24 protein-coding genes and 1 pseudogene are annotated in these 25,800 nt (G+C 68.0%); 5 read left to right on the top strand and 20 right to left on the bottom strand.

The annotated features are described in order from the left end of the window. Window position 1: 1 nt before the first annotated feature. From ABQF13_RS06915 to ftsH, 15 genes are all read right to left on the bottom strand, one after another. On the bottom strand, window positions 2-217 hold the full coding sequence (locus ABQF13_RS06915; RefSeq protein ID WP_448391948.1) for a CbtB domain-containing protein: 216 nt from the start codon (window positions 215-217) through the stop codon (window positions 2-4). Window positions 218-429: 212 nt separating this feature from the next. After that, on the bottom strand, window positions 430-2,973 hold the full coding sequence (clpC1, locus tag ABQF13_RS06910; protein ID WP_448391947.1) for an ATP-dependent protease ATP-binding subunit ClpC: 2,544 nt from the start codon (window positions 2,971-2,973) through the stop codon (window positions 430-432). Window positions 2,974-3,248: 275 nt separating this feature from the next. Next, a complete protein-coding gene (gene lsr2, locus ABQF13_RS06905) occupies window positions 3,249-3,590 on the bottom strand; it encodes a histone-like nucleoid-structuring protein Lsr2 (protein ID WP_427059480.1) in 342 nt (113 codons plus the stop codon). A gap of 112 nt (window positions 3,591-3,702) precedes the next feature. Continuing rightward, complete coding sequence (lysS, locus tag ABQF13_RS06900; RefSeq protein ID WP_448391946.1) at window positions 3,703-5,214, bottom strand: lysine--tRNA ligase; 1,512 nt, start codon at window positions 5,212-5,214, stop codon at window positions 3,703-3,705. Window positions 5,215-5,225: 11 nt separating this feature from the next. Then, window positions 5,226-6,041, bottom strand: a complete 816-nt coding sequence (locus tag ABQF13_RS06895; RefSeq protein WP_448391945.1) for a type III pantothenate kinase — start codon at window positions 6,039-6,041, stop codon at window positions 5,226-5,228. A 4-nt stretch (window positions 6,042-6,045) separates the two neighbouring features. After that, window positions 6,046-6,453, bottom strand: a complete 408-nt coding sequence (gene panD, locus ABQF13_RS06890; protein ID WP_448391944.1) for an aspartate 1-decarboxylase — start codon at window positions 6,451-6,453, stop codon at window positions 6,046-6,048. Then, on the bottom strand, window positions 6,453-7,385 hold the full coding sequence (gene panC, locus ABQF13_RS06885) for a pantoate--beta-alanine ligase (RefSeq protein WP_448391943.1): 933 nt from the start codon (window positions 7,383-7,385) through the stop codon (window positions 6,453-6,455). Before panC ends, panD begins: the two co-directional genes overlap by 1 nt. Next, window positions 7,382-8,305, bottom strand: coding sequence for a Rossmann-like and DUF2520 domain-containing protein (locus tag ABQF13_RS06880; protein ID WP_448391942.1), 924 nt, complete (start codon window positions 8,303-8,305; stop codon window positions 7,382-7,384). Before ABQF13_RS06880 ends, panC begins: the two co-directional genes overlap by 4 nt. 93 nt (window positions 8,306-8,398) lie before the next feature. Next, window positions 8,399-9,610: a DUF6779 domain-containing protein gene (locus ABQF13_RS06875; protein WP_448391941.1), complete on the bottom strand. Its 1,212-nt coding sequence runs from the start codon at window positions 9,608-9,610 to the stop codon at window positions 8,399-8,401. Window positions 9,611-9,687: 77 nt separating this feature from the next. After that, a complete protein-coding gene (locus ABQF13_RS06870) occupies window positions 9,688-10,164 on the bottom strand; it encodes a DUF3180 domain-containing protein (protein ID WP_448391940.1) in 477 nt (158 codons plus the stop codon). Further along, a complete protein-coding gene (gene folK, locus ABQF13_RS06865; RefSeq protein WP_448391939.1) occupies window positions 10,164-10,676 on the bottom strand; it encodes a 2-amino-4-hydroxy-6-hydroxymethyldihydropteridine diphosphokinase in 513 nt (170 codons plus the stop codon). Before folK ends, ABQF13_RS06870 begins: the two co-directional genes overlap by 1 nt. Beyond that, window positions 10,673-11,050: a dihydroneopterin aldolase gene (folB, locus tag ABQF13_RS06860; RefSeq protein WP_448391938.1), complete on the bottom strand. Its 378-nt coding sequence runs from the start codon at window positions 11,048-11,050 to the stop codon at window positions 10,673-10,675. Before folB ends, folK begins: the two co-directional genes overlap by 4 nt. Beyond that, window positions 11,043-11,930 carry a dihydropteroate synthase gene (folP, locus tag ABQF13_RS06855; RefSeq protein ID WP_448392051.1) on the bottom strand — a complete coding sequence of 296 codons (888 nt, stop codon included), beginning with the start codon at window positions 11,928-11,930 and terminating at the stop codon, window positions 11,043-11,045. Before folP ends, folB begins: the two co-directional genes overlap by 8 nt. A 14-nt stretch (window positions 11,931-11,944) precedes the next feature. Continuing rightward, the gene (gene folE, locus ABQF13_RS06850) at window positions 11,945-12,568 is read right to left on the bottom strand and encodes a GTP cyclohydrolase I FolE (RefSeq protein ID WP_448391937.1); all 624 of its coding nucleotides are present in this window, start codon (window positions 12,566-12,568) and stop codon (window positions 11,945-11,947) included. A 29-nt stretch (window positions 12,569-12,597) separates the two neighbouring features. Beyond that, entirely contained in the window at window positions 12,598-14,940 is a 2,343-nt protein-coding gene (ftsH, locus tag ABQF13_RS06845) for an ATP-dependent zinc metalloprotease FtsH (protein WP_448391936.1), read from the bottom strand. A 237-nt stretch (window positions 14,941-15,177) separates the two neighbouring features. Here ftsH and ABQF13_RS06840 point away from each other — a divergent pair, with 237 nt between their 5' ends. The 3 genes from ABQF13_RS06840 (at window position 15,178) to ABQF13_RS06830 (ending at window position 18,148) form a co-directional block, all read left to right on the top strand. Further along, the gene (locus ABQF13_RS06840) at window positions 15,178-16,143 is read left to right on the top strand and encodes an alpha/beta fold hydrolase (RefSeq protein ID WP_448392050.1); all 966 of its coding nucleotides are present in this window, start codon (window positions 15,178-15,180) and stop codon (window positions 16,141-16,143) included. Continuing rightward, window positions 16,144-17,331, top strand: coding sequence for an LLM class flavin-dependent oxidoreductase (locus ABQF13_RS06835; RefSeq protein ID WP_448391935.1), 1,188 nt, complete (start codon window positions 16,144-16,146; stop codon window positions 17,329-17,331). Window positions 17,332-17,401: 70 nt separating this feature from the next. Beyond that, on the top strand, window positions 17,402-18,148 hold the full coding sequence (locus ABQF13_RS06830; RefSeq protein ID WP_448391934.1) for an SIMPL domain-containing protein: 747 nt from the start codon (window positions 17,402-17,404) through the stop codon (window positions 18,146-18,148). Here ABQF13_RS06830 and ABQF13_RS06825 read toward each other — a convergent pair. The 5 genes from ABQF13_RS06825 to dacB form a co-directional block, all read right to left on the bottom strand. Next, window positions 18,145-20,367 (bottom strand): molybdopterin-dependent oxidoreductase, encoded by a 2,223-nt coding sequence (locus ABQF13_RS06825; RefSeq protein ID WP_448391933.1) that lies wholly within the window; start codon window positions 20,365-20,367, stop codon window positions 18,145-18,147. The genes ABQF13_RS06830 and ABQF13_RS06825 overlap by 4 nt on opposite strands. Before the next feature lie 104 nt (window positions 20,368-20,471). Further along, window positions 20,472-21,116 carry a hypoxanthine phosphoribosyltransferase gene (gene hpt, locus ABQF13_RS06820; RefSeq protein WP_448392049.1) on the bottom strand — a complete coding sequence of 215 codons (645 nt, stop codon included), beginning with the start codon at window positions 21,114-21,116 and terminating at the stop codon, window positions 20,472-20,474. Beyond that, a complete protein-coding gene (tilS, locus tag ABQF13_RS06815) occupies window positions 21,103-22,065 on the bottom strand; it encodes a tRNA lysidine(34) synthetase TilS (RefSeq protein ID WP_448391932.1) in 963 nt (320 codons plus the stop codon). The genes hpt and tilS overlap by 14 nt, the downstream gene beginning before the upstream one ends. Continuing rightward, window positions 22,044-23,123, bottom strand: coding sequence for an Rv3626c family coenzyme F420 biosynthesis-associated protein (locus tag ABQF13_RS06810; protein ID WP_448392048.1), 1,080 nt, complete (start codon window positions 23,121-23,123; stop codon window positions 22,044-22,046). Before ABQF13_RS06810 ends, tilS begins: the two co-directional genes overlap by 22 nt. Next, window positions 23,111-24,487 (bottom strand): D-alanyl-D-alanine carboxypeptidase/D-alanyl-D-alanine endopeptidase, encoded by a 1,377-nt coding sequence (gene dacB / locus ABQF13_RS06805; protein ID WP_448391931.1) that lies wholly within the window; start codon window positions 24,485-24,487, stop codon window positions 23,111-23,113. Before dacB ends, ABQF13_RS06810 begins: the two co-directional genes overlap by 13 nt. Before the next feature lie 89 nt (window positions 24,488-24,576). Between dacB and ABQF13_RS06800 the strand changes: the two are divergent. Together ABQF13_RS06800 and ABQF13_RS06795 are read left to right on the top strand one after the other, a co-directional pair. After that, a pseudogene (locus tag ABQF13_RS06800) lies at window positions 24,577-25,074 on the top strand (inorganic diphosphatase); the annotation flags it as partial. Between the two features lie 27 nt (window positions 25,075-25,101). Then, window positions 25,102-25,797 carry an ATP-binding cassette domain-containing protein gene (locus tag ABQF13_RS06795; protein WP_448391930.1) on the top strand — a complete coding sequence of 232 codons (696 nt, stop codon included), beginning with the start codon at window positions 25,102-25,104 and terminating at the stop codon, window positions 25,795-25,797. Window positions 25,798-25,800 lie beyond the last annotated feature (3 nt).

The following is a 25,800-nucleotide window of genomic DNA, read 5'->3' as shown; positions in this document are numbered from 1 at the left end:
ATCAGTGGCAGGGGAAGCCAAGCAGGTGGCGGGCGTCGTGTACGAACTCGTGAAGGACGGTGTTGTTGCCGAACACCGAAGTCGCGCCCTGATCCATCCCGACGAAGTAGATGACCAGCAGGGCGAAGAACGCGGTCAACGTCAGCCAGGCGACTGCCTTGGCCGCCGAGAAGTCGATGGCAGGGGCGATCGACCTGCGGGCCTCAGGTGAGGTCATTTCGGTGTCCTTTCGGGGATTTTCGCGTCCCGGTTCAAGGTGGACGACAGGCGTGGGGTCTGACTTGACACAGTGGCGCGACCGTTCTGGATTCTCACCAGATTCCTCTGCCTGCCGATTACATCGCACATCCTAAGCAATCGCCTGTCGAATGGAGACTCGGGAACGCAAAAACCCCCGAACCACAGCTCGGGGGTCTTCGCGTAATGGAGTTATTCGGCCACGCTGGTGGCGCCTGCCGCACCGGCTTGCGCGAGGTCGGGCTCTTCCACCTTGGCCGGCTTCTTGGTGCCGGTGAAGGTGAACACCGCGTCCTCGCCAGCGCCCTCGCCGTCCCAGTTCTCGACGTCGACGGTGACGAGCTGGCCGGGTCCGATCTCCTCGAACAGGATCTTCTCCGACAGCTGGTCCTCGATCTCGCGCTGGATGGTGCGCCGCAGCGGCCGAGCGCCGAGCACCGGGTCGAACCCCCGCTTGGCCAGCAGCTGCTTGGCCCTGTCGGTCAGCTCCATCGCCATGTCCTTGGTCTTGAGCTGCTCGCCGACCCGACTGATCATCAGGTCGACCATCCGAACAATCTCATCCTCAGTGAGCTGGTGGAAGACGATGATGTCGTCGATACGGTTGAGGAACTCCGGCCGGAAGTGCTTCTTGAGCTCGTCGTGAACCTTCTGCTTCATCCGCTCGTAGTCGTTGTCACCGCCGCCCTGGGTGAAGCCCAGCCCGACCGCCTTGGAGATGTCCTTGGTGCCCAGGTTGGACGTGAAGATCAGCACGGTGTTCTTGAAGTCGACCGTGCGACCCTGACCGTCGGTGAGCCGGCCGTCCTCCAAGACCTGCAACAGGCTGTTGTAGATCTCCTGGTGGGCCTTCTCGATCTCGTCGAAGAGCACCACGCTGAACGGTTTACGCCGCACCTTCTCGGTGAGCTGACCGCCCTCCTCGTAGCCCACGTACCCCGGCGGGGCACCGAACAGCCGCGACGCGGTGAAGCGGTCGTGGAACTCGCCCATGTCGATCTGGATGAGCGCGTCGTCCTCGCCGAACAGGAAGTTGGCCAGCGCCTTGGACAGCTCGGTCTTCCCGACGCCGGACGGGCCGGCGAAGATGAACGAGCCCGACGGCCGCTTGGGATCCTTCAGCCCGGCACGGGTACGCCGGATCGCCTTGGAGACGGCCTTGACGGCGTCCTCCTGGCCGATGATCCGCTTGTGCAGCTCATCCTCCATGCGCAGCAACCGAGTGGTTTCCTCCTCGGTCAGCTTGAACACGGGGATACCGGTCCAGTTGCCCAGCACCTCGGCGATCTGCTCGTCGTCGACCTCGGCGACCACGTCCAGATCGCCAGAGCGCCACTGCTTCTCCCGCTCGGCACGCTGAGCGACCAGCTGCTTCTCCTGATCGCGCAGCCGCGCTGCCTTCTCGAAGTCCTGCGCGTCGATCGCGGACTCCTTCTCCCGGCGGGCGTCGGCGATCTTCTCGTCGAACTCGCGCAGGTCGGGCGGCGCGGTCATCCGGCGGATCCGCATCCGGGCGCCGGCCTCGTCGATCAGGTCGATCGCCTTATCGGGCAGGAACCGGTCGTTGATGTAGCGGTCGGCCAGCGTGGCCGCCGCAACCACCGCACCGTCGGTGATCGACACCCGGTGGTGGGCTTCGTAGCGGTCGCGCAGCCCCTTGAGGATCTCGATGGTGTGCTCCACCGTCGGCTCCCCGACCTGCACCGGCTGGAAGCGGCGCTCCAGGGCGGCGTCCTTCTCGATGTACTTGCGGTACTCGTCGAGCGTGGTGGCGCCGATGGTCTGCAGCTCGCCGCGGGCCAGTTTCGGCTTGAGGATGCTGGCCGCGTCGATGGCGCCCTCGGCGGCACCGGCCCCGACCAGCGTGTGCAGCTCGTCGATGAACAGGATGATGTCGCCGCGGGTGTTGATCTCCTTGAGCACCTTCTTCAGGCGTTCCTCGAAGTCACCGCGGTAGCGGCTGCCGGCCACCAGCGAGCCGAGGTCCAGCGTGTAGAGCTGCTTGTCCTTCAGCGTCTCGGGGACCTCGCCGTGCACGATTGCCTGTGCGAGGCCCTCGACGACGGCGGTCTTGCCGACGCCGGGCTCACCGATCAGCACCGGGTTGTTCTTGGTGCGCCGGCTCAGCACCTGCATGACCCGCTCGATTTCCTTCTCCCGGCCGATGACCGGGTCGAGCTTGCCTTCCATCGCGGCCGCGGTCAGGTTGCGGCCGAACTGGTCGAGCACCAGCGAGGTGGACGGGTTGCCCGCCTCGCCGCCGCGGCCGCCGGTACCGGCCTCCGCGGTTTCCTTGCCCTGGTATCCGCTCAGCAGCTGGATGACCTGCTGACGCACCCGGGTCAGCTCGGCACCCAGCTTCACCAACACCTGGGCCGCCACGCCTTCGCCCTCACGGATCAGCCCGAGCAGGATGTGCTCGGTGCCGATGTAATTGTGGCCGAGCTGCAGCGCCTCGCGCAGGCTCAGCTCCAGCACCTTTTTGGCGCGCGGCGTGAAGGGAATGTGTCCGGACGGCGCCTGCTGGCCCTGGCCGATGATCTCCTCGACTTGGCTGCGCACGCCTTCGAGCGAGATGCCCAGCGATTCCAGCGACTTGGCCGCTACGCCCTCGCCCTCGTGAATAAGTCCCAAGAGGATGTGCTCGGTGCCGATGTAGTTGTGGTTGAGCATCCGGGCCTCTTCTTGAGCCAGGACGACGACCCTGCGGGCACGGTCGGTGAATCTCTCAAACATCGGTGTATACCTGCTCTCCATCACATAGGTACTGCGCATGCACGCCGTACCTGCCACCCAAGTCTAGAGGGCGTCCGCCGCAGCTGCGTCGCCTGCCGATCGGTACGGAGGGGCGATGCAGTAACGACTTTGTGCGCCATAGGCCTTGTACCCGGCGCTGCCTATGCCAACGCCCACGTCGCCCAAAACGTTTCCGGCGATCGGCGCTGACCGGTTCGCGGTAAGCGAACGATTGGTGGAGCTCGATCTTCCCTGGGCGTTTGGGCGATGGCTGGCTACGTTGCCGCGTGAAAGGCGTCGATGATGTCGGCCGGGATGCGTCCGCGGGTCGAGACGTTGTGGCCGTTGCGACGTGCCCACTCCCTGATCGCGGCGCTCTGCTCACGATCGATGGCCGCACGACCGCGGCCCGACCCCGCCGAGCGGCCACGGCGGCGACCACCCACTCGGCGACCGGCTTCCACCCATTGCTTCAAGTCGTTGCGCAACTTCGCGGCGTTCTTCGAAGAAAGGTCTATCTCGTAACTCACACCATCAAGGCCGAATTCAACGGTCTCGTCGGCGGTGCCTTCGCCGTCGAAATCATCGACCAGCGTGACAGTCACTTTCTTCGCCATTTACCTACGCCCTTCTCGTTGAGAACTAGAATGATACTTTAGTCCTCGAAACCCTGGAACCAATCTGCCATATGCGCCGGCACCATTCAACAAGACCGGAAATCGAACCGGTTCAGGACCCGTGGCGTCGAACAATCGGGAACAAAACCGTCTCCCGAATCGATAGGCCCGTCAATGCCATCAACAACCTATCAATACCCATTCCGGTACCCGTCGACGGTGGCATCGCGTACTCCAACGCGGTGAGAAAATCCTCATCGAGGGCCATTGCTTCGTCATCACCGGCGGCCGCGGCGCGGGCTTGGGCTTCAAACCTTTCGCGCTGTATTACCGGATCGATGAGTTCAGAGTATCCGGTGGCAAGTTCAAAGCGCCGGATGTAGAGATCCCATTTTTCGGTGACCCCCTCGATGTCGCGATGCGCACGGGTCAACGGTGTCGTTTCAACCGGAAAGTCGCGGACGAACGTGGGCGCCCAAAGCGTGTTGCCGACGGTGTGTTCCCACAGTTCCTCGACCAATTTCCCATGCCCATACCCGCGGTCGCGAGGAATCTCCGCATCGAGTCGGTCGGCGATCTCCCATAACTTCTCGGCCGGTGTTTGGGGGGTGATCTCTTCTCCGAGGGCTTCCGACAGAGATGGATACATTTGAATGCTCTGCCATTCACCGTCCAGATCGTAGGTACTGCCATCCGGCAATGGCACGTTTCTGGTGCCGAGAGCCTCGTCGGCGACCTCCTGAATAAGCTCACGGGTGACGGCGGCGGAATCGTCGTAGGTGCCGTACGCCTCATATGTCTCGAGCATCGCGAATTCTGGCGAATGCGTCGAATCCGCGCCCTCGTTTCGGAACACCCGATTCAACTCGAAGACCTTCTCGAAACCGCCGACCAGGGCCCGTTTGAGGAACAGTTCCGGCGCGATCCGTAGATACAAGTCCGTGTCGAGGGCATTTGAGTGGGTGACGAAAGGTCGCGCGGCCGCGCCACCGGCCAATGTCTGCAGCATCGGCGTCTCGACTTCCAAAAAGCCGCGCCGTTCCAGCGCTGAACGCACCGCCCGTACCACCGCGACTCGCTGACGAGCGATCGTGCGTGCTTCCGGGCGCACGATCAAATCGACATAACGCTGCCGCACCCGCGCTTCTTCGCTCATTTCCTTATGTGCGACGGGAAGTGGGCGCAGCGCTTTGGAAACAATTTGCCAGGAATCGGCAAGCACAGAAAGCTCACCGCGCCGGGAGCTGATCACCTCGCCGTGGACGTACACGATGTCGCCGAGGTCGACGTCGGATTTCCAGGCGTCCAGCGATTCCTGGCCGACCTTGTTCAGGCTCAGCATCGCCTGCAGCTGGGTGCCGTCACCTTCCTGCAGCGCGGCAAAGCACAGCTTGCCGGAGTTGCGCGCGAACATCACCCGGCCGGCGACGCCGACGAGCTGGCCCGTCTCGGCGTCGGCGGTCAGATCCGGGTAGGCCTGCCGGATCTCGGCCAGGGTGTGGGTGCGGGGGACTTCGACCGGGTAGGGGTCTGGACCGTCGGCCAGCAGCCGCTCGCGCTTGGCCTGACGGATCCGGTACTGCTCAGGAATGTCGGCGGCGTCGGGGGAATCAGCTGAGGTCACGTCGTGCCAGCCTAACGGGCTTGCTTGAGGCGGCCCCGCTGGCTGTCGCGGTTGCGTTCGAACACCAGGCGCAGACCGCCCAGCGTCAGATACTGGTCGTAATGCTCGACGGTGCGCATATCGGGCAACAGCAGCGGCGCGGTGTGACCCGTCGCCACCACGGCGACGTCGGAACCCGCGAAGCCGTCCACGTCGTCGCGGACCCGCTGCACCAGGCCGTCGACCAGGCCGGCGAACCCGAACACGGCACCGGCCTGCATGCACTCCACGGTGTTCTTACCCACCACCGACCGGGGCCGGGTCAGCTCGACGCGGCGCAGGGCAGCCGATCTGGTGGCCGAGGCGTCCGAGGAGACCTCCAGTCCCGGCGCGATGGCCCCGCCGAGGAACTCGCCCTTGGCCGAGACCACGTCGACGCAGATCGACGAACCGAAGTCGACGACGATGGCCGCGGTGCCGTACTTGTGGAAGGCGGCCAAGCAGTTGACGATGCGGTCGGCGCCGACTTCCTTGGGGTTGTCGACCAGCAGCGGGATGCCGGTGCGCACGCCCGGTTCGATCAGCACGTGCGGCACCGACGGCCAGTACTGGCCGAGCATCTCGCGCAGCTCGTGCATCACCGACGGCACGGTGGACAGGGCGGCCGCCCCGGTCAGCTGTTCGGAGTCGTCACCGATCAGGCCGTCGATGGTCAGCGCGAACTCATCGGCGGTTACCTCCGGTTCGGTCCGAATCCGCCAGTGCTGCACCACCTTTGCATGGTCACCGGAACCGGATATCAGGCCGACGACGGTGTGGGTGTTGCGAACGTCGATCGCGAGCAGCACACGATCACCGCGACGACATCAGCTCGGCCGCGTCGGCCGGCACATGGGCGGGATCGTGTCCGAGGTCGACCTGCTTGTTGTCGGCGTCGACGAACACGATCCTGGGCTGGTAACTGCGCGCTTCGGCGTCTTCCATCGTGCCGTAGGCGATCAGGATCACCAGGTCACCGGGGTGGACCAGATGTGCAGCCGCACCGTTGATCCCGATCACCCCGCTGCCGCGTTCACCGGTGATCGCATACGTCACCAACCGGGCACCGTTGTCGATGTCGACGATGGTGACCTGCTCACCTTCGAGCAGATCCGCGGCGTCCATCAGATCGGCGTCGATGGTGACCGACCCAACGTAGTGCAGATCCGCCTGCGTGACCGTCGCACGGTGGATTTTCGATTTCAGCATGGTCCTTAACATCAATTTCTCCATGGAAGTTCGTGTTCGTCGTATTCCACGTGCGGGCCCGGGCCCGACGGCACCCCGATGTCGATCGCGATGTTGTCGAGCAGCCGGGTGTCGCCCAGCCGCCCGGCGATGAGCATGCGGCCCGCACCCGTGGTGGGCGCCGGCCCCAGCGTCGGATCCCGCACCTGCAGGTAGTCGACCTTGATGGCGGGCACCTCGTCGAGCACCGCATGGGCGGCGTCCAGCGCCGCGGCCGTTCCTTCTCCCGCCGCGTACCTGCCTGCCAGCAGCGCTGCCGAAAGCGCGCCCGCCTGCTCACGTTGCACCGGGTCGAGGTAGCGGTTGCGCGACGACAGCGCCAGCCCGTCGGCCTCCCGCACGATCGAGACACCCACCACCGCAACGTCGAGGTTGAAGTCGGCGACCATCTGGCGGATAAGGACGAGCTGCTGGTAATCCTTCTCGCCGAAGTACGCGCGGTCCGGTTTGACGATGTTGAGCAGCTTGAGGACCACCGTCAGGACACCCGCGAAATGCGTAGGCCGCGAAGCGCCTTCAAGCTCCCCGCCGAGCGGTCCCGGCTGCACGCAGGTGCGGACACCGTCGGGGTAGATATCGGCGGCGGTCGGGGTGAACGCGATCTCCACGCCTTCCTTGCGAAGCGCGGCGAGGTCGTCGTCGAGCGTGCGCGGATAGGCGTCGAGGTCCTCGTTGGCGCCGAACTGCAGCGGGTTGACGAAGATCGACACCACCACGACAGCGCCCGGGACGCGTTTGGCGGTGCGGATCAGCGTCAGATGGCCCTCGTGCAGGGCACCCATCGTCGGCACCAACATCACCCGACGCCCGGTGGCGCGCAACGCCCTGGTGACGGCGGAGACGTCGCGCGGGTCGGAGTAGACGTTCAACTCGCGGGCGGTGAACTGCGGTGTGCGCCCGGTCATGAGCGTCCGGCTTCCTGCAATACCGCGAACACCTCGTCGGGGGCGTGGGCGCGCTGCGCGGTACGCAGCGAATTGGCGCGATAAGCCTGTTCCAGTTGCGGTTCCACTTCGGCGAGGGCCTGCAGATGGCCGGCGACCGCGGGTGCGTCGCCGCGGGCGACCGGACCGGTCAACGCGGCCTGTCCGCGCTGCAGCGCGTTCTCCAGCGAGGCCCGCGCGAGCGGCCCGACGACCCGCTCCGCGATACCACCCGGGGCGTTGTCGACGAGTTCCTGGCCGAGCAGTTCCTGGCCCCACAGCGCCGAACGCAGCGCTTCGAGCGCGTCCAGAACGACGGTGACCAGGTGGTTGCTGGCGTGCGCCAACGCTGCGTGGTACAGCGTGCGGGCGTCTTCGCGGACCCGGAACGGCTCACCGCCGATCTCCAGCACCAGCGACTGGGCGATCGCGTACCCCACCTCGTCGGCGGCGGTGATGCCAAAGCAGGCCTCGGGCAGCCGGTCGATGTCCTCGTCGGCGCCGGTGAACGTCATCGCCGGATGGATTGCCAGCGGGATGCAGCCCTGCTTGGTCAACGGGGCCAGCACAGCCACCCCGTTGGCGCCGGAGGTGTGCACGACGATGGTGCCCGGACGCACCACCCCGGTGGTGGCCAGCCCCGACACCAGCCCGGCGAGTTCGGTGTCGGGCACGGTGAGCAACAACAGCTCGGCGCGGGCGGCGACCTCGTCGACCGGCAGCACCAGGGTGTCGGGCAGCCGACGGCTGGCGCGGTCGCGGGATACGTGCGAGATGGCGTTGCAGGCCACCACGACATGCTCTGCCCGCTCCAGCGCCACTCCCAGCGCAGAACCCACCCGACCAGCAGAAATGATGCCGATCGTGAGCCGCGCGGGGCGGAAGACGTCGGGCGTCGGCATGCAGCGACCTCGCTGAGTGTAAGAAATACCTACGTTCCAGTCCCGCGATGCGGGTACCAGACGGTCAGACCAAATAATAACTGACTGATCAACTCACTCTTCGCGGCGGCGCCGACGGCCGCCTCCGGTCGGGCTGGCTTGCAGCCGGGCGAGCAGTTCGGCGACCGACTGACCGCCGGTATCGTCGTCGGCGCTGCGTCGGCGCCGACGCGGCATGGGCTGCTCGGGTTCGGCGGGCGCCTGGGGCGGCGCGGCCGGGCGACCGGGGTCGGCGGCCTCGGCCGGCACCGAGTGCCTGCCCCGGCGCGGCAGGTCGTCGACCGGTGGCGGCGGGGCCTGCGGCGGTTCCGGTGCGCGACGCCTGCCGACGTACTCCTCGGTGGGGCGGTCCTGCTCGACCGGAGCCGCCCAGTTGCTACCCGGCGATCCAGGGGGCAGCCATTGTCCGTCGGCCGGTGCGGGCCGCCACCCGGTCGGGGATGGTTCGGGCTCTTCCAGTGGGGCCCAATCGAAATGGGCGCTGCTGGGTGCGGCCGGCTCAGGTTCGGGCGCAGGCGGGGGCGGCGGCGCGGCTTGCGGTGGCGGCGGCGGCGGGGGTGGTGGTGTCCACGTTCTGGGTTCTTCGGCGTACTGAGGCCGTTCCCCGGGCTCGGAGGTTCTGCGGTGCGCGCCTCCGGCGCTGGCCGGCGGCACCCATTCGAACTCGGGCGGATGGGGTTCGGCGGCGACGTCGATGATCGGGCTTTCATCGGTGCGGGTGGTGAGGTCGTCGCCGTAGTCGGCGTCGACGCGGCCGGGGCGTTCGTCGTCACGCGCCCAGTCGCTGTAGGCCCGTACGGTCGTGCGTTCGGTCTCCAGCGCGGGCCGGTCCGACAGTTCGGCGTCGAACAGGATCTCCAGATTGCTGCGCAGCGCGGCCAGTTCGGCCCGCAGGGCGGCCACCTCGTCGGCGGCCTGGGCGCGCATCTCGGCTGCGAGCTCACGACGCAGGTGGGTCTCCACCGACAGCTCGTACTCGCGGCGGGCCGAAATCTCGCGCTCCAGCTGCAAGTCGTAGACCAGCTTGAGGTCGCGCACCTTGGCCTGATCCGTGTCGCTTTGCCTGCGGTAAATGACCGATACGAACGCCGCCACCACAGCGGCCCACAACGCCAGGATCACAGCGAGTTTGAGCAATTCCACCCGGTTGGTGAACACCAACGCAGAGCTGGCCGCGATCGCAAGGACCAGCAACGCACTCAGCAGGACCCAACCCGGCCTGCGGCCGCTGCGCCGCGGGCGGGCGCTGCGGGGCAGATCGGTCATGCGCCGACTGTACCCGGCACAGGTCACTGCGCGTGTCGACCGCGGCGGCGATTCGGCGCGTCGGCGCCGATGCGGCGTTAATCGGTTGCGCCGTCGGCGTTGTCCTGGGGTTCGTTCGGCGACTTACAGCAATGCTGCAGCCACAGCGCGGCGACCACCAACGCCAATGCGCACGCGGCCGCGACGATGACGCCGGGGGTGTCCTCTGCCGCGACCCGCAAAGTCGAACGTCGTGGTAACAGGTAGGCGAGCACCGCCAACCACCAGCCGAGCACCGGCGCGCCCACCCACGCCGAGGCTTTGGCGATCATCACCGAGCGGGCGACCGCCAGCGGGTGCAGCCAGCCGGGGCCGTCGCCGATCTGCCCGTCGCGGATCTTGGCGCGGATGTAGAACGCCCACCCCGCCTCGGCGATCGCCACCGCGAGCAGCGACAAACCTGTCCACCCGGTGATCGGCGGAAACCATTTGTAAAGCACCAGCACCAGCAGGTAGCCGACGACGGCCGCGATCGCCGTCGCCGCTGCCAGGTCACGTTTGCGGGTCGGGCCCATCAGCAGTGCAATTCACCGACGGGCCGTACCCCGTCACGTTCGGCGGCATCGAGTTCGGCGAGCCACTGCCGCACCGGGCGGCCAACGTCGCCGACGGTGAGCGTCGCATCGGGTTCGACGGCAAGCCACGGTACGAGCACGAACGCGCGCTGGTGGGCGCGCGGGTGCGGCAACGTCAGATCGTCGTCGCTGCAACGCACCTCGCGTTGACCCGCATGGCAGGTGATGAGGTCTACGTCGAGCGTTCGAGGACCCCAGCGCTGACCGCGCACTCGTTCGGCGGCGCGTTCCAGTCCCTGCGCACGGCGCAACCAGCCCGTCGCGTCGAGCCCTGGGTCCTCAGCGATGACCACGGCGTTGAGGAAGGGCTCCTGCTCGACCCCACCCCACGGCTGGGTCTGGTAGACCGGTGAGACCGCCCGCACGGCCTCGGCGAGATCGTCGACCACCGACTGCAGCCGGGCCTGACGGTCACCGAGGTTCGACCCGATCGACAACACCACTGTGGTCATGCGCGGCGGCCGTCGCGCCGGGACCGTCGCGCCACCACCGCGACGTCGGCGAACTCGAGCGGGATGGGCGCGCCGGGTTTGTGCACCACCACCTCGACGGCATGCACCCGCGCGTCAACCATGACCGCGTCGGCGATCTCGCCGGCCACCGTCTCGATCAGGTTGCGCGATGGGCCCGCGACGATGTCGGCGGCCAGCTTTGCCAAGCCGCCGTAGTCGACGGTGTCGTCGAGGTCGTCGCTGGCCGCGGCCGGCGCCAAGTCAACCCACACCGTGATGTCGACGACGAAATCCTGACCGTCGCGGCGCTCATGTTCGAAAACACCGTGGTGCCCGCGGACAGTCAAGCCGCGCAACTCGATTCGGTCAGCCACTCGAATTGCTTCCCGTCGCTCCGTCCCCCTGCGCTTCGCGCGGGTGGTGCCCCCGCGCCCCTGACCACGCCTCCAGCACCTTGAGCGCGTCGACCGAGGCGCGCACGTCATGCACCCGCACACCCCATGCGCCCTGCATACCGGCCAGCGCGGAGATCACCGCGGTCGCGGTCTCACGCCCGTCGGGTGGGCGTGGTCGGCCGTCGGCGTCGGCCAGCAACGATCCGAGGAAGCGCTTTCGCGAGGCGCCGACCAGGACCGGAATCCCGGTGCCGACGAGTTCCGGCAGCGCGCGCAGCAGCGCCCAATTGTGTTCGGCGGTCTTGGCGAATCCCAGACCCGGGTCGATGATCAGCTTGCCCGGGTCGACGCCCGCGGCCACCGCCGCGTCGACACCGGCGAGCAGTTCGGCGCGCACGTCGGCGACCACATCGCGGTAGGCAGGCACCTCATGGGGGCGTTCTGCGCCCACCGATCGCCAATGCATCAGCACCCATGGCACTTTCGCGTCGGCCAACAACTGCGCCATGTCCGGATCGGCGCGGCCGCCGGACACGTCGTTGACGATCTTGGCGCCGTTCTCGAGCGCCGCACGGGCAACCTCGGCGTGCATGGTGTCGATGCTGACCGTAAGACCTTGTCCGGCAAGTTCTTTGATGACAGGCAAGACGCGGGCGGTTTCGATCTCGGGACCGATGCGGGTGGCGCCGGGCCGGGTCGACTCACCGCCGACGTCGATGATCTGGGCGCCGTCGGATGCCATCTCCAGTCCGTGCTCGATCGCGCGGTCGCGGTCGAGAAAAAGCCCCCCGTCGGAGAATGAGTCGTCGGTGACGTTCACGACGCCCATCACCTGCACGCGCGTTCCCGAAGGGGGCATTGGGCTGGCCGGTCTCACTTCCGAAGGATGAGATCCAGCGCCTCGGCCCGCGACGCCGCATCATGTTTGAACTGGCCGCGGACCGCCGAGGTGGTGGTGATGGCACCGGGTTTGCGGACACCGCGCATCGCCATGCAGAGGTGTTCGGCTTCGATCACGACGATCACACCGCGCGGATCGAGCTTGCGCATCAACGCATCCGCGATCTGTGCGGTCAGCCGTTCTTGTACTTGTGGACGCTTGGCGTACAGATCGACGAGGCGGGCGATCTTGGAGAGCCCGGTCACCCGGCCGTCGGCGCCGGGGATGTAGCCGACGTGCGCGGCGCCGTGAAACGACACCAGGTGGTGCTCACACGTGGAGTACAACGGGATCTGCTTGACCAGCACCATTTCGTCATGCTGTTCATCAAAGGTGGTGTCCAGCACGGCGTCCGGGTCGGTGTACAGGCCCGCGAACAGCTCGCGGTACGCCCTCGCCACCCGGGCCGGGGTGTCCTCGAGCCCGTTGCGGTCGGGGTCCTCCCCCACGGCGAGCAGCAGCTCGCGCACCGCCGCCTCGGCCCGCGTCTGGTCGAACGTCGCGGGCGTGAAGCCATTGGGGAAGATCGTGGCCGAACTGCGCTGCGACCGCGTCATATACGCCTCCTGTGAGAGCCTGCTGGCAGTCAGCCGTGCGCCGGCGGGTTGGACCTATCGCCGGACCGTTCGTTGTCCTGCGAATCGTCGTTGGGGTTCGGCGCCGACGGCTGCGGATAGGGCTGCTGATACTGCGGATAGGGCGGGGCCCCGCCGGCACCGGGGTTATGCCACCCGGGAGGTTGCGGCGGTGGATACCAGTAGCCCTGCGGCTGTTGCTGCTGCGGGTGCGGTTGCTGATGCGACGGCTGATGGTGCTGCGGCTGCGGCGGCCACCCGGGGGCGTGCCAGCCGGCCGGCGCGCCGTAGTCCGGTTGGGTCGCACCGGGGCCGGGGGCTCCGTTGCTGCCGTGACCGTTGGCGCCGTTCTGGGCCTGCCGGGCAGCGGCTTCCTTGCTGGCCTGCGCGATGGCGGCCTTGAACGCCGGCTCGGGCATCGGTTTGGGCCATTCCTCGCCACGTTCCATCGCCAGCTCGCCGGGCGTCTTGATCGGCGGCTTATCCGACGGCACCCGGCCACCGAAGTCGTCGAACATGGTCAACCGCGGACGCTTCTTGACGTCGCCGAAGATCGCCTCGAGCTCGCGGCGGTGCAGCGTCTCCTTCTCCAGCAATTCGCCGGCCAAGGTGTCGAGCACGTCGCGGTATTCGGTGAGGATCTCCCACGCCTCGGTGTGGGCGGCCTCGATGAGCTTGCGCACCTCGTCGTCGATATCGCGGGCCACTTCGTGGCTGTAGTCGGCCTGGGTCCCCATGGTGCGGCCCAAGAACGGGTCACCGTGTTCGGTGCCGTAGCGCACCGCGCCGAGCTTGGAGCTCATGCCGTACTCGGTGACCATCGCGCGCGCGATCTTGGTGGCCTGCTCGATATCGGACACCGCCCCGGTGGTCGGCTCACGGAACACCAACTCTTCGGCGGCGCGTCCGCCCATGGCGAACACCAGCCGCGCAATCATCTCCGAGCGGGTCATCAAACCCTTGTCGTCCTCGGGCACCGACATCGCGTGCCCGCCGGTGCGGCCCCGAGCCAAAATCGTGACCTTGTAGATCGGGTCGATGTCGGGCATCGCCCACGCGGCCAGGGTGTGCCCGCCCTCGTGGTAGGCGGTGATCTTCTTCTCGTGCTCGCTGATGATGCGGCTCTTGCGGCGCGGCCCGCCCACGACGCGGTCGACGGCCTCTTCGAGCGCCGGCCCGGTGATGACGGTGCCGTTCTCGCGCGCAGTCAGCAGCGCCGCTTCGTTGATGACGTTGGCCAGGTCGGCGCCGGACATCCCGACCGTGCGCTTGGCCAGGCCCTCCAAATCAGCGTCGGGCGCCATCGGCTTGCCCGCCGAATGCACCTTGAGCACGGCCCGCCGGCCCGCCAGGTCGGGGCTGGTGACCGGGATCTGTCGGTCGAAGCGGCCAGGCCTCAGCAGCGCCGGATCGAGAATGTCGGGGCGGTTGGTGGCGGCGATCAGGATGACGCCCTGGCGGTCGCCGAAGCCGTCCATTTCGACCAGCAGCTGGTTCAGCGTCTGTTCGCGCTCGTCGTGGCCGCCGCCCAAACCGGCGCCGCGCTGGCGGCCGACTGCGTCGATCTCGTCGACGAAGATGATGCACGGGCTGTTCTGCTTGGCCTGCTCGAACAGGTCGCGCACCCGGGAGGCGCCGACGCCGACGAACATCTCGACGAAGTCCGAACCCGAGATCGTGAAGAACGGCACCCCGGCCTCGCCGGCGACGGCACGGGCCAGCAGCGTCTTACCGGTGCCGGGCGGGCCGAAGAGCAGCACACCCTTGGGGATCTTGGCGCCCAGCGCCTGGTACCTACTCGGGTTCTGCAGGAAGTCCTTGATCTCGTAGAGCTCTTCGACGGCCTCATCGACACCTGCCACGTCGGAGAACGTGGTCTTGGGCATGTCCTTGGTCAGCTGCTTGGCACGCGATTTGCCGAACCCGAAGCCCATCCGCCCACCGCTCTGCATGCGGGTGAACATCACGAACAGGGCGACCAGCAGCAGCAGCGGCAGCAGGTAGATCAACAGCGAGCCCAGCATCGAGCTCTGGTTGACGACCGTGTTGACCTTTGCGCCCTTGCTCTGCAGCGCCTCGAACACCGTCACGCCGTAGCCGGTCGGGTACTTGCTGATGATCTTGTCGCTGTCGGAGGTGTCGGGGTTGCCGCTCTTCAGGTCCAGCCGCAGCTGCTGTTCACGGTCGTCGATCTGCGCGCTCTCGACGTTGTCGTTGTTGATCTGCGCCATCGCCACCGAGGTGTCGACGGGCTTGAACTCGCGGGTGTCGTCGCTGAAGTAGAAGAAGGACCAACCCAGCAACAACAGCACCGCGATCACGGTCAGCGTGCGGATCACATTTTTGCGGTTCATCAAGCCTCGGCCTTCGTCGGCGTCATGTCTTTCGGCCGCCCGCGGCCGGTCTCCTTCCGATACGTGCAGCTGGGAACTTCCAGGCTACCGCTATACCAACGAGTCAAGGTTCCCGACGGGTGCCGCCCTATCCGGGGCGTAGTGCGCCGAACGTGGGTTACCGGCACGCGCCGAGCGCTCGGGCCGTGCGGGTAATCCACGTTCGCGCCGCGGCCGAACTGTGCTTTGGTAGTGACCGTGCGGACCTCGACCCAACGGTTAGTCGAAACCAACGGCGTGCACCTGCGGGTGATCGAGGCGGGCGAGCGCGGCGCCCCGCTCGTCTTACTCGCCCACGGCTTTCCCGAGCTGGCCTATTCGTGGCGGCATCAGATCCCGGCGCTGGCCGACGCGGGCTTTCACGTGCTCGCCCCCGACCAGCGCGGCTACGGCGGCTCGTCGAAGCCCGACGCAATCGACGCCTACACCGTCGTCGACCTGAGCGCCGACCTGGTGGGTCTGCTCGACGACGTCGGCGCCGAACGGGCGGCGATCGTGGGCCACGACTTCGGCGGGGTGGTGGCGTGGTCGGCACCGCTGCTGCACCCGGACCGGTTCGCCGGAGTGGCCGGGTTGAGCGTGCCGCCGGTGCCGCGCTCGCGGGTTCCGACCACCCAGGCGTTCCGCAAGATCTTCGGCGACAACTTTTTCTACATCCTCTACTTCCAGGAGCCCGGGCCCGCCGACGCCGACCTGAACCGCGATCCGGCCACCACGATGCGCAAGCTGTTCGGGTCGCTGACGACGCCCGCAGACGAGGCGGCCGCGTTACGCATGGTCCAACACGGGCCGGAAGGGTTCATCGAACGCATCCCCGAACCGGGCGGGTTGCCCGACTGGCTGAGCCAGGAGGAGTTCGACCACTACGTCGCCGAGTTCACCGCCCACGGGTTCACCGCACCGCTGAATTGGTATCGCTGCTTTGACCGCAACTGGGAGCTGACGGCGTCGACACCGGCCGCCACCATCACCGTGCCCGCGTTGTTCATCGGCGGCACCGCCGACCCGACGCTTGCCTACACGCCCCGCCACCGCGTCCACCACCTGGTGACCGGGAAGTACCGCGAGGTGATGATCGAGGGTGCGGGGCACTGGATTCAGCAGGAGCGTCCCACCGAGGTGAACGCCGAACTCGTCGAATTCCTCAAGCGATTGGAGCTATAGATGACGCGGCCACTCAACTTCGGAGTGTTCATCACGCCGTTTCATCCGGTGGGCCAATCCCCCACGCTGGCATTGGAATACGACCTGGACCGTACCGTCGCCCTGGACGGTCTCGGCTACGACGAGGTCTGGTTCGGTGAACATCACTCCGGTGGTTACGAGCTGATCGCCTGCCCCGAGGTGTTCATCGCCGCGGCCGCCGAACGCACCAAACACATCCGGCTCGGCACCGGTGTGGTGTCGCTGCCCTACCACCATCCGCTGATGGTCGCCGACCGCTGGGTGCTGCTGGACCACATCACCCGCGGCCGGGTGATGTTCGGCACCGGGCCGGGCGCGCTGCCGTCGGACGCCTACATGATGGGCATCGATCCGGTCGACCAGCGCCGCATGATGCAGGAGTCGCTGGACGCGATCCTGGCACTGTTCCGCGCGGCACCCGACGAACGAATCACCAGGACGTCGGACTGGTTCACCCTGCGCGACGCCGCCCTACACATCCGGCCCTACACCTGGCCGTATCCCGAAATATCCACCGCAGCAATGATTTCGCCGTCAGGACCGCGACTGGCCGGGGCGCTGGGCACGTCGCTGCTTTCGCTGTCGATGTCGGTGCCGGGCGGATACGCCGCGCTGGAGAACACCTGGCAGGTGGTCGTCGATCAGGCCGAGAAGTCGGGACGCGCGGCACCGGACCGCAACAACTGGCGGGTGCTGTCGATCATGCACCTGGCCGATACCCGCGAGCAGGCGATCGACGACTGCACCTACGGGTTACCGGATTTCGCGAACTACTTCGGTGCGGCCGGGTTCGTGCCGCTGTCCAACAACGTCGAAGGTGAACAATCCCCGCGCGAGTTCGTCGAAGAGTATGCGAGCAAGGGCAACTGCTGTATCGGCACACCGGGTGACGCGATCACCCACATCCACGATCTGCTCGAACAGTCCGGCGGTTTCGGCACGCTGCTGCTGCTGGGCCACGACTGGGCATCGCCGCAGGCGACGTATCACTCCTACGAACTGTTCGCTCGGCAAGTGATTCCGCACTTCAAGGGTCAGCTGACCGCACCGCGGGCGTCGCACGACTGGGCCAAGGACATGCGCGACCAACTGCTGGGCCGGGCGGGCGAAGCGATCGTCAACGCGATCACCGAGCACACCGACGAACTCAAGGACCGGGAGGGCTGATGCGCGCCGCCGTACTGCGCGACGACCTGGCCCAAGGTACTGGGGACACCGTGCCGGTATCGTGCCAGGCATGCCGACCGCTGTACGGGCGAAGACGCCGACCAGACTGCTCGCCCTCGCCGCGGGGCTCATCCTCGTCGTAGCGGGCTGCGACGCGACATCGGGGCCGACGACCAGCGCGCAAGGCGATGCGCGACACGTGACCGTGCAGGGTTCCGGTGAGGTGCAGGGCGAGCCGGACACCCTCAACATCAACGCGTCCATCGCATCCGTCGCTCCCGATGTGACCGGTGCGATGAACCAGACCAGCGAACGTCAGCAGGCGGTGATCGACGCGCTGGTGGACGCCGGTGTGGAGCACAGGGACATCAGCACCGCGGAGGTCAGCCTGCAGCCGCAGTTCGCCGGCGGCGGCGACGATCCGCAGGCCATCGTCGGCTACCGTGCGACCAATTCGATCGACATCAAGATCCGCCAACTCGACGCCGCGTCGCAGGCGTTGGCGTTGATCGTCAGCAGCGGCGGCGACGCGACCCGGATCAACTCGGTGAACTATTCGCTCGAGGACGATTCACAGTTGGTCCGCGATGCCCGGAGCCGGGCATTCGACGACGCCAGAGACCGCGCCGAACAGTACGCCGAGTTGTCGGGTTCGGCGCTGGGCCAGGTCATATCGATCTCGGAGGCGACCGGTCAGCAGCCGCCGCCACCGACGCCGCTGCAAGCTCCGCGCGGCGCGGAAATGGCCACCGTCCCACTGGAACCCGGCGAGGAGACGGTCGGCTTTACGGTGACGGTGGTGTGGGAGCTCACCTAGCCCGCAGGGGCGATGTCCACCGGAATGCCGTTGAGCACAGCGGTACCCGACAACGGATCGAGCCGGTTGCCGTCGTTGATCTGGTTGACGTTGACGCCCGGGCGGTTCGAGGCGACCGTCTGCCCGGTGCCGTCGCGGTCATGGCCCCACCCGTGCGGCAGCGACACCACGCCGCGGCGCATGCCGGGCGCCAACTCGATGGGCGCCAGTAGCTCACCGCCGGGTCCCTTGACGACCGCGGTGCCGGTGTCGGTGAGGCCCAACTCGGCGGCGTCGGCTGGGTGGATCCGCAGCGTGCACCGGTTCGTCCCTCCGGCCAGCGCGGGCAGGTTGTGCATCCAGCTGTTGTTCGAGCGCAGATGTCGGCGGCCGATGAGCATGAACCCGTCGGGGCGGACGCCGAGGGCCTCGCGCAGCCGGGGCACGTCGGCGACCAACGGCTCGGGGGCGAGTTCGATTCGGCCCGTTGGGGTTCGCAATACCTGGGGCAGTCGCGGTTGCAGCGGGCCGAAATCGATGCCGTGCGGGGCGGCCTTGACCCGGGCCAGCGTAAGGCCGTCGGGGTTGGCGCCGAACGCGTCGCCGTACGGTCCGAGTCGCAGCATCATGTCGAGGCGCCGCTCGTAACCCGGGGCCTCGTCGAGCATCGCGGTGAGTTCCTCGACGGGGCGCCCGGCGACGGGCGAGTGCGGATCGGCGGCCTCCTTGGCCAGCGTCGTCGCGATCACCTGCTGGTCTACGAGCGCCGGATCACCTTCTGGCCCAACACCGTACAGGATCAGCGCGATGCGGGACAGGATCTCGGGTTCGTCGGGGCGCTCGGCCAGCGGCAGTGCCGGCGGCGAGTACCGGACGTTGTTGCGTACGGCGAGGTTGTTGAGCGCGACGTCGAAGTGCGCGCTTTGCGACGGCGGCGGTGGCGGCAGGATGACGTCGGCGTGGCGGGTGGTCTCGTTGAGGTACGGGTCGATGGAAAGCATGAAGTCGAGCCCGGCGAGCGCATGGTCGAGGCGGTCGCCGTCGGGGGTGGACAGCACCGGGTTGCCTGCGATGGTGATCAGCGCCTTGATCTGCCCGTGGCCGGGGGTGTCGATCTCCTCGGCGAGGGCCGCGGCCGGGATCTCGGCGAGCACCTCGGGGTGTCCGGAGACGCGGCTGTGCCAGCGTCCGGTGCGAAATCCGCGGCCTGCCTTCGGCGGTCGGGGCGCTGGCGCGACCGCCGACAGCGGGAACATCGCGCCGCCGGGCCGGTCGAGATTGCCGGTCAGCACGTTGACGACGTCGACGAGCCAGCTGCCGATCGTGCCGAATTCCACTGTGGACGTACCGATTCGGCCGTAGACCGCCGCCGACGGCGCCGCCGCGATCTCGCGGGCCAGCACGCGGATGTCGTCGGCGGCCACCCCGCAGTAGGCGGCGACGGCGTCCGGGGCGAAGTCGGCCGCCAGCGCACGCACGTCGTCGACGCCGTTGACGGAGCCCAACGCGCCGAGGGCGACGAGATCCTCGTCGAACAGGGTGTGCACGACGGCGAACAGCAGCGCGGCGTCGGTGCCCGGCCGCGGGGCCAGGTGGCGGTCGGCGAGCTCTGCGGTGCGCGTGCGGGCCGGGTCGATGACGACGAGCCGGCCGCCGCGCCTGCGCAGCGCGCGCAGCTTGCCGGGGAAGTCGGGGGCGGTGGCCAGACTGCCGTTGGAGACAAGGGGATTCGCACCGATGACGACCAGGTAGTCGGTGCGGTCGAGGTCGGGGACGGTGAACGCGACCGGGCTGCCGAACATGTGGCCCAATGCGACGTGTTTGGGCATCTGGTCCAGGGTGCTGGCGGAGTAGACCTGGCGGGTGCCCAGCGCCCGTACGAGCACCGGCGGGTACAGTGCGCCGGCGACGGTGTGGGCGTTCGGGTTACCCAGGTACACGCCGACCGACGGGCCGCCGTGCTCGGCGACGACGGCACCGAGGCGCTCGGCGACCGCCTCGAACGCCTCTTGCCAGCTGGTTTCGGTCAGCTTCCCGTCGCGCCGAACCAGCGGGCGGACGAGCCGGTCGGGGTCGTTGTCGAGTTCGGCGAAGCTGGCACCCTTCGGGCAGATGAACCCGTGGCTGAACACGTCGTCGCGGTCACCGCGGGCGCCGGTGACCCGGCCATCGGCGATCGTCAGCGTCAGGCCGCAGGTGGCCTCACACAGCGGGCAGATCCGCAGAGCTGTCTGGGTCATCACCCCATCCTCCGCCGAAATCGACGTTTTGCACGATTCTTCTCGCACTTTCCCGCCCGTTTGTCCCGTTGGCTCCCCGGGCGCCGGTTGGGCACCAAAGCGGGTCAGCCTTGTTCGTAGATTTTGGGGTCGAGCGTGCCGATGTAGTTGAGGTCGCGGTAGCGCTCGGCATAGTCCAGCCCGTAACCGACGACGAACTCCTTGGGAATGTCGAAGCCGACGTAGGCGATCTCCACGTCGGCGCGCACCGCATCGGGTTTGCGCAGCAGCGCGCACACCCGCAGGGAACGCGGCCGCCGCGACGCCAGGTTGCGCAGCAGCCAGGACAGGGTCAGCCCGGAGTCGACGACGTCCTCGACGATCAGCACGTCGCGGTCGTGGATGTCGCGGTCGAGGTCCTTGAGGATGCGCACCACCCCCGACGACGACGTCGACGAGCCGTAGGAGCTGACCGCCATGAACTCCAGCTGCGTGGGCAGCGGGATCGCGCGCGCCAGATCGGTCACGAAGAACACCGCGCCCTTGAGCACGGTGACCAGCAGCAGATCCTGCCCGCCGGGACCGATGGTTTCGCAGTAGTCGTCAGCGATGCGGGAGCCGAGCTCGGCGACCTTCGCCTGGATCTCGTCGGACGGAAGAAGAACCGATTTGATGTCGCCGTTGTACAGCTCGGTGGATCGCTCAGCCACGCCCACAGCGTGCCATGCGGCCGATCCGCCGACCAAGGCGCGGTGTCTAGACCGGTTCAGTGTGCAGTCCCAGCACGCCGTCACGCCGCGACGCGATCAGCCGCTGATTGCGCAGCGGCGATCCCACGGCCACCCCGCCTTGGCCCCGCCATGCCACCACCAGGGTGTCGACCCCCCGAATGTGCTTGTCGGTCAGCCCGCTCGCCCCGCCCGCCAGCAGCCAGCCGCGGATGACCCGCCGCCGGATCGCCTCCGGCAGCACCGCCAGCCGCGACGTGTCCAGCCCTACCCCATCGCGAGCGTCCGTCAACGCCTGCCGTGCCAACGCGTCGAGCGCGTCGGTGTCAGCGCGCAGCGCACCCGCGGTGCGCGCCAACGCCTCGGCCACCCCGCCGCCGAGGACCTCCTCGAGCAGCGGCAGCACCTCGGCGCGCAACCGCACCCGGGTGAAACGCCGGTCGCTGTTGTGTGGGTCGTGCCACGGTGTCACGCCCAGTTCGGTGCACGCCGCGTGCGTCACGCTGCGCCGCACGCCCAGCAGCGGACGACCCCACGGCGGGTCGCTGGATCGCATCCCGGCGATAGACCGCGGCCCCGAGCCGCGGCCGAGCCCCAGCAGCACGGTCTCGGCCTGATCGTCGAGGGTGTGACCCAGCAGCACCAGCGCGTTGCCGCGGGCCCCGTCCAAGGCCCGGTAGCGCGCCGTGCGGGCCGCGCCTTCCGGCCCGCCCCGAGCGCCGACGTCGACGCGCAGCACCTGGGCGTCAACGCATCCCAACGTCATCGCCTGGTCGCGGGCGGTGGCGGCGACCGCCGCGGAGCCCGGCTGCAGTTGGTGATCGACGACGAGCGCGGTGGTCGGCTTGACCTTCGCCGCCGCTGCCGTCAGCGCCAGCGAGTCGGGCCCGCCGGAGAGTGCCACACACCAACGCTCGTCGGCTGCGCAGAAGTCGCGGGCAAAACCGCTGACCGCTTCGTGCAGCGCGGCTAGAGCACCCGGTCGATCCATCGCTGCGGCTCGTCGATATCGCTTGGCAGCGGCAGGGTTTCGGGTCCGGACCACACCGCGTTGAACCGCTCCATGCCCACCTTGGATACGACGTGGTCGACGAACGCCTTACCGCGGGTGTACTGGCTGAGCTTCGCGTCGAACCCGAGCAGCGCCCGCAGCAGCCGCTGTAGCGGCGGTTGTTTGCGCTGGCGCCGCTCGTCGAACCGGCGTCGGATGGTGGCCACCGACGGCACCACCGTCGGACCGACCGCGTCCATCACATGGTCGGCGTGGCCCTCCAGCAGCGTGCCCAACACCAGCAGCTGGTCCAGCGCCTTGCGCTGCGGCTCAGACTGCACGGCACGCAGCAGCCCGAGCACACCCTCCGAATTCGGTTCGACCGCACCATTTCCGGTGTCACCGCGACGGCCGCGGACGAACTCGGCGAGCCTGCCGACCACCTCGGTGACGTCGTTCTCGGTCTCGTCGGTGAGCACCCCAAGAGCGCGCGACATGTGATCGGCCAACCACGGGTTGGCCCGGAACTGCACCCGGTGGGTGACCTCGTGCAGACATACCCAGAGCCGGAAATCAAAAGGCTGCACCTGCAATTGGCGTTCCACCGCAATGACGTTGGGGTACACCAGCAGCAGCTCACCGCCGTCGCGGCCAAACGGGTCGTACTGGCCGAGGATGCCCGAGGACACGAACGCCAGCACGGCACCGGTCTGCGCGCCGGTGATCCGGCCGGTGAGGATGTTCGGCCGCTGTCCGTCGCTGTCCTGCCCGCCGGTCATCACGCGCATCGAGTGGGTGGCCGCGCGCACCCACTGGGCGCGGTCGACGATGCGCGCGTCGGGAACCTCGCCGCCCTCGGTGAGCCCGGTGACCTCACGCACCGGCAGTTCGGCCGACCGCGACGCTTCGCTGAGTTGGTCGATGACCTGGCGGCGGGTGTAGTCGGTGGTGGCTGGGCCGGGCCTGGCCAGTTTGGCGCCGACGGTCGCGGCGAACTCCCAGTCGACAGCGCGTCCGACCGTCACCTCGTTGGTGGTGGCCGGGCTCATGGGCTGCATCCGCACGAGCGCAGGGTGGCGGCCAGGGTGTCCAACGCGACGAGGCCCATGGGCCCCGCGTCGTTGGAGATGAACGCGAACGTCAACACCCGTCCGCTGGCGTCGGTGAGAAAGCCGGCCAGCGTGTTGGTTCCGGTCAGCGATCCGGTCTTGGCCCGCAGGAATCCGGCGGCTTCCCGGCCCGGTTCGGTGCCGAGGAAGCGGTTGGACAGCGTGCCGCTGCCGCCCGCGATCGGCATCAGGTCCACCAGCGGCCGCAGCCGGGGGTGCTCGTCGCCAACCGCGACGCTGACCACCTCGTCGAGCGTCTTCGCGGTGAGCCGGTCGTCGACCGACAACCCGCTGGAGTCGAACAGCCTGGCCCCGGTGGTGTCGACGCCGGCGGCCTTCAGCTCGCCCAGCACCGCGCTGGCGGCGCCGTCGAAGCTCTGCGGTTTGCCGACCGCGGCGGCGACCTCACGCCCGATCGCCTCGGCCATCACGTTGTCGGAGGCGTTCATCATCTCGCGCAGCCGGTTGATCAGCGGCGGCGACTGCACCGCCGCGATCTCCTTACCGCCGCGTGCGGGGCCGGGTAACACGGTGACCTTGGCCGGGTCGACCTCCAGCGCGACCGCCAGCGCGCGCCCGGCGTCCAGTGCGGGCGTGTGCGACCGGGCCGAGTCGACGCTGACGGGTTGGGTGCGCCCGGCGTCGAGCATCACCGGCTGCATCGGCGCGATGTCGCCGCCGTCGATGTCGGCGGGGTCCCAGCCGTGCGCCATGGTCGGGCCGCTGTACGTGCTGACGTCGACCTGCACGGCGGTGGCGTCGATGCCGCTGCGACGGACCTGCTCGGCCAGGTCGCTGATGCGCGCGGCGTCGCGGTACCAGGTGTCCTTGCCTTTCGGCGCCGCCGACAGTGTCGGGTCGCCGCCGCCCTGGAGTACCACCACGCCGGGTTGGTCGCCGGTCAGCACCCGGGTGGTCAACCGCGCGTCGCGGTCGAGGGCCAGTAGCGCGGCGGCCGTCGTCAACGTCTTGTTGGTCGATGCGGGCTGCATCGGCACGTCGGCGCCCTGCTCCCACAGCTGGGTGCCGGTGATCGCGTCGGCGATGCGCCCGGTGAAGTGCCCGAGGTTGGGGTCGGCCAGCGCCGGGGCCAGCCGCGCCGCCAGCAGCTCAGGTGTGGGCTTGGGCGCGGAGTCCGACACCGGCACGACGGCCGGGTCGGCGGTGACGGCCGGCGGGGTCGGCTTGACCGCCGCGGCGTCGGTGTGTCCCGTCGTCAGCACGGCCGCCGTCGCCACCACGACGGCGACCAGCACCAGTACGGCCACCCCGACCAGCACATGTGTGGATGGCCCCCACTTCGTGGGCCGCATAACTCTCCTGATCTGTCGACCGCCCCGTAGTGCAGCGTATCGCTCTATTAGGGTGATGCCCGTCCCCCAGACCGTTTGCACAGGGCAAGGAGCCGCCGGTGGAGTTCGAGGTAGTCATCGAGATCCCGAAGGGTTCGCGCAACAAGTACGAGGTGGACCACGAGAGCGGGCGGGTGAAGTTGGACCGCTACCTCTACACCTCGATGGGCTATCCGACCGACTACGGATTCATCGAAGACACGCTCGGCGAGGACGGTGACCCGCTCGACGCCCTCGTGCTGCTGCCCGAACCGCTGTTCCCCGGCTGCCTCGTCGACGTCCGCCCGGTGGCCATGTTCCAGATGACCGACGAGGCCGGCGGCGACGACAAGGTGCTGTGTGTGCCCGCGGGCGACAAGCGCTGGGATCACATCCAGGATCTGGCCGACGTGCCCGGGCAGTTGCTCGAGGAGATCAAGCACTTTTTCGTGCACTACAAGGACCTCGAGCCGAACAAGTACGTCAAGGCCGCCGACTGGGTGGGCCGCGACAAGGCCGAGGCCGAGGTCAAGGCGTCGATCGACCGGTTCAAAACGCAGGGTCACTAAAGCGCGCCCAGGGCGCGGGAGGTCGCGGTGTCGGACAAGGTAATTGCTCGCGGCATCACCGTGTCGGGGCCGTGGGGGCCGGTGTACGGCCCCGTCGATCTGGAGATCGAAGCAGGCGGGGTGACCGTCCTGGTGTGCCCGAGCGGTTCGGGGCGCACCGCGCTGCTGATGACGTTGGCCGGCCGGATGAAACCGCAGAGCGGCTCGCTTTCGGTGTTCGGCCGCACCGCCGTCGACGACATCTTCCGGTGCGCGGCGCTGGCCGGGTTCGATGAGCTCGACGCTGTCGCCGAATCGGTCACCGTGGCCGACCTGATCACCGAACAGCTGCGCTGGGACGCCGCGTGGTACCGCCTGGTGCGCCGCGCCGGCCAGGCCGACGTCGACGCGGTTTGCGGCCCGGTGTTCGGGGAGCTGCCGTTACCGCCGCTGGACGAGTTCGTCGAGGAGCTGGGCGAGGGCGACCGGTTGTTGTTGCGGATCGCGCTGGCCAACACCAGACGGCCGCCGCTGCTGGTGGTGGGCGACCTCGACCACGTCACCAGCGATCGTCACCGCGAGACCGTGCTGAACCGGCTGATCTCGTTGGGTGAGACGCAGACGGTCGTGACGACGACCGTCAACGGGGTCAGCCACGACGGTGTTCATGCGCAGATCGAGGTGGCCAACACCTCGCGCGAAGAGCTGGTAGCCGACCAGAAGGCCCGGCAGAAAGGTCGATGACGA

The sequence above is a fragment of the Mycolicibacterium sp. XJ879 genome, assembly GCF_053483935.1.
The sequence above is the reverse complement of the archived record's forward strand: the minus strand, read 5'-3'. Positions and strand labels throughout refer to the sequence as shown.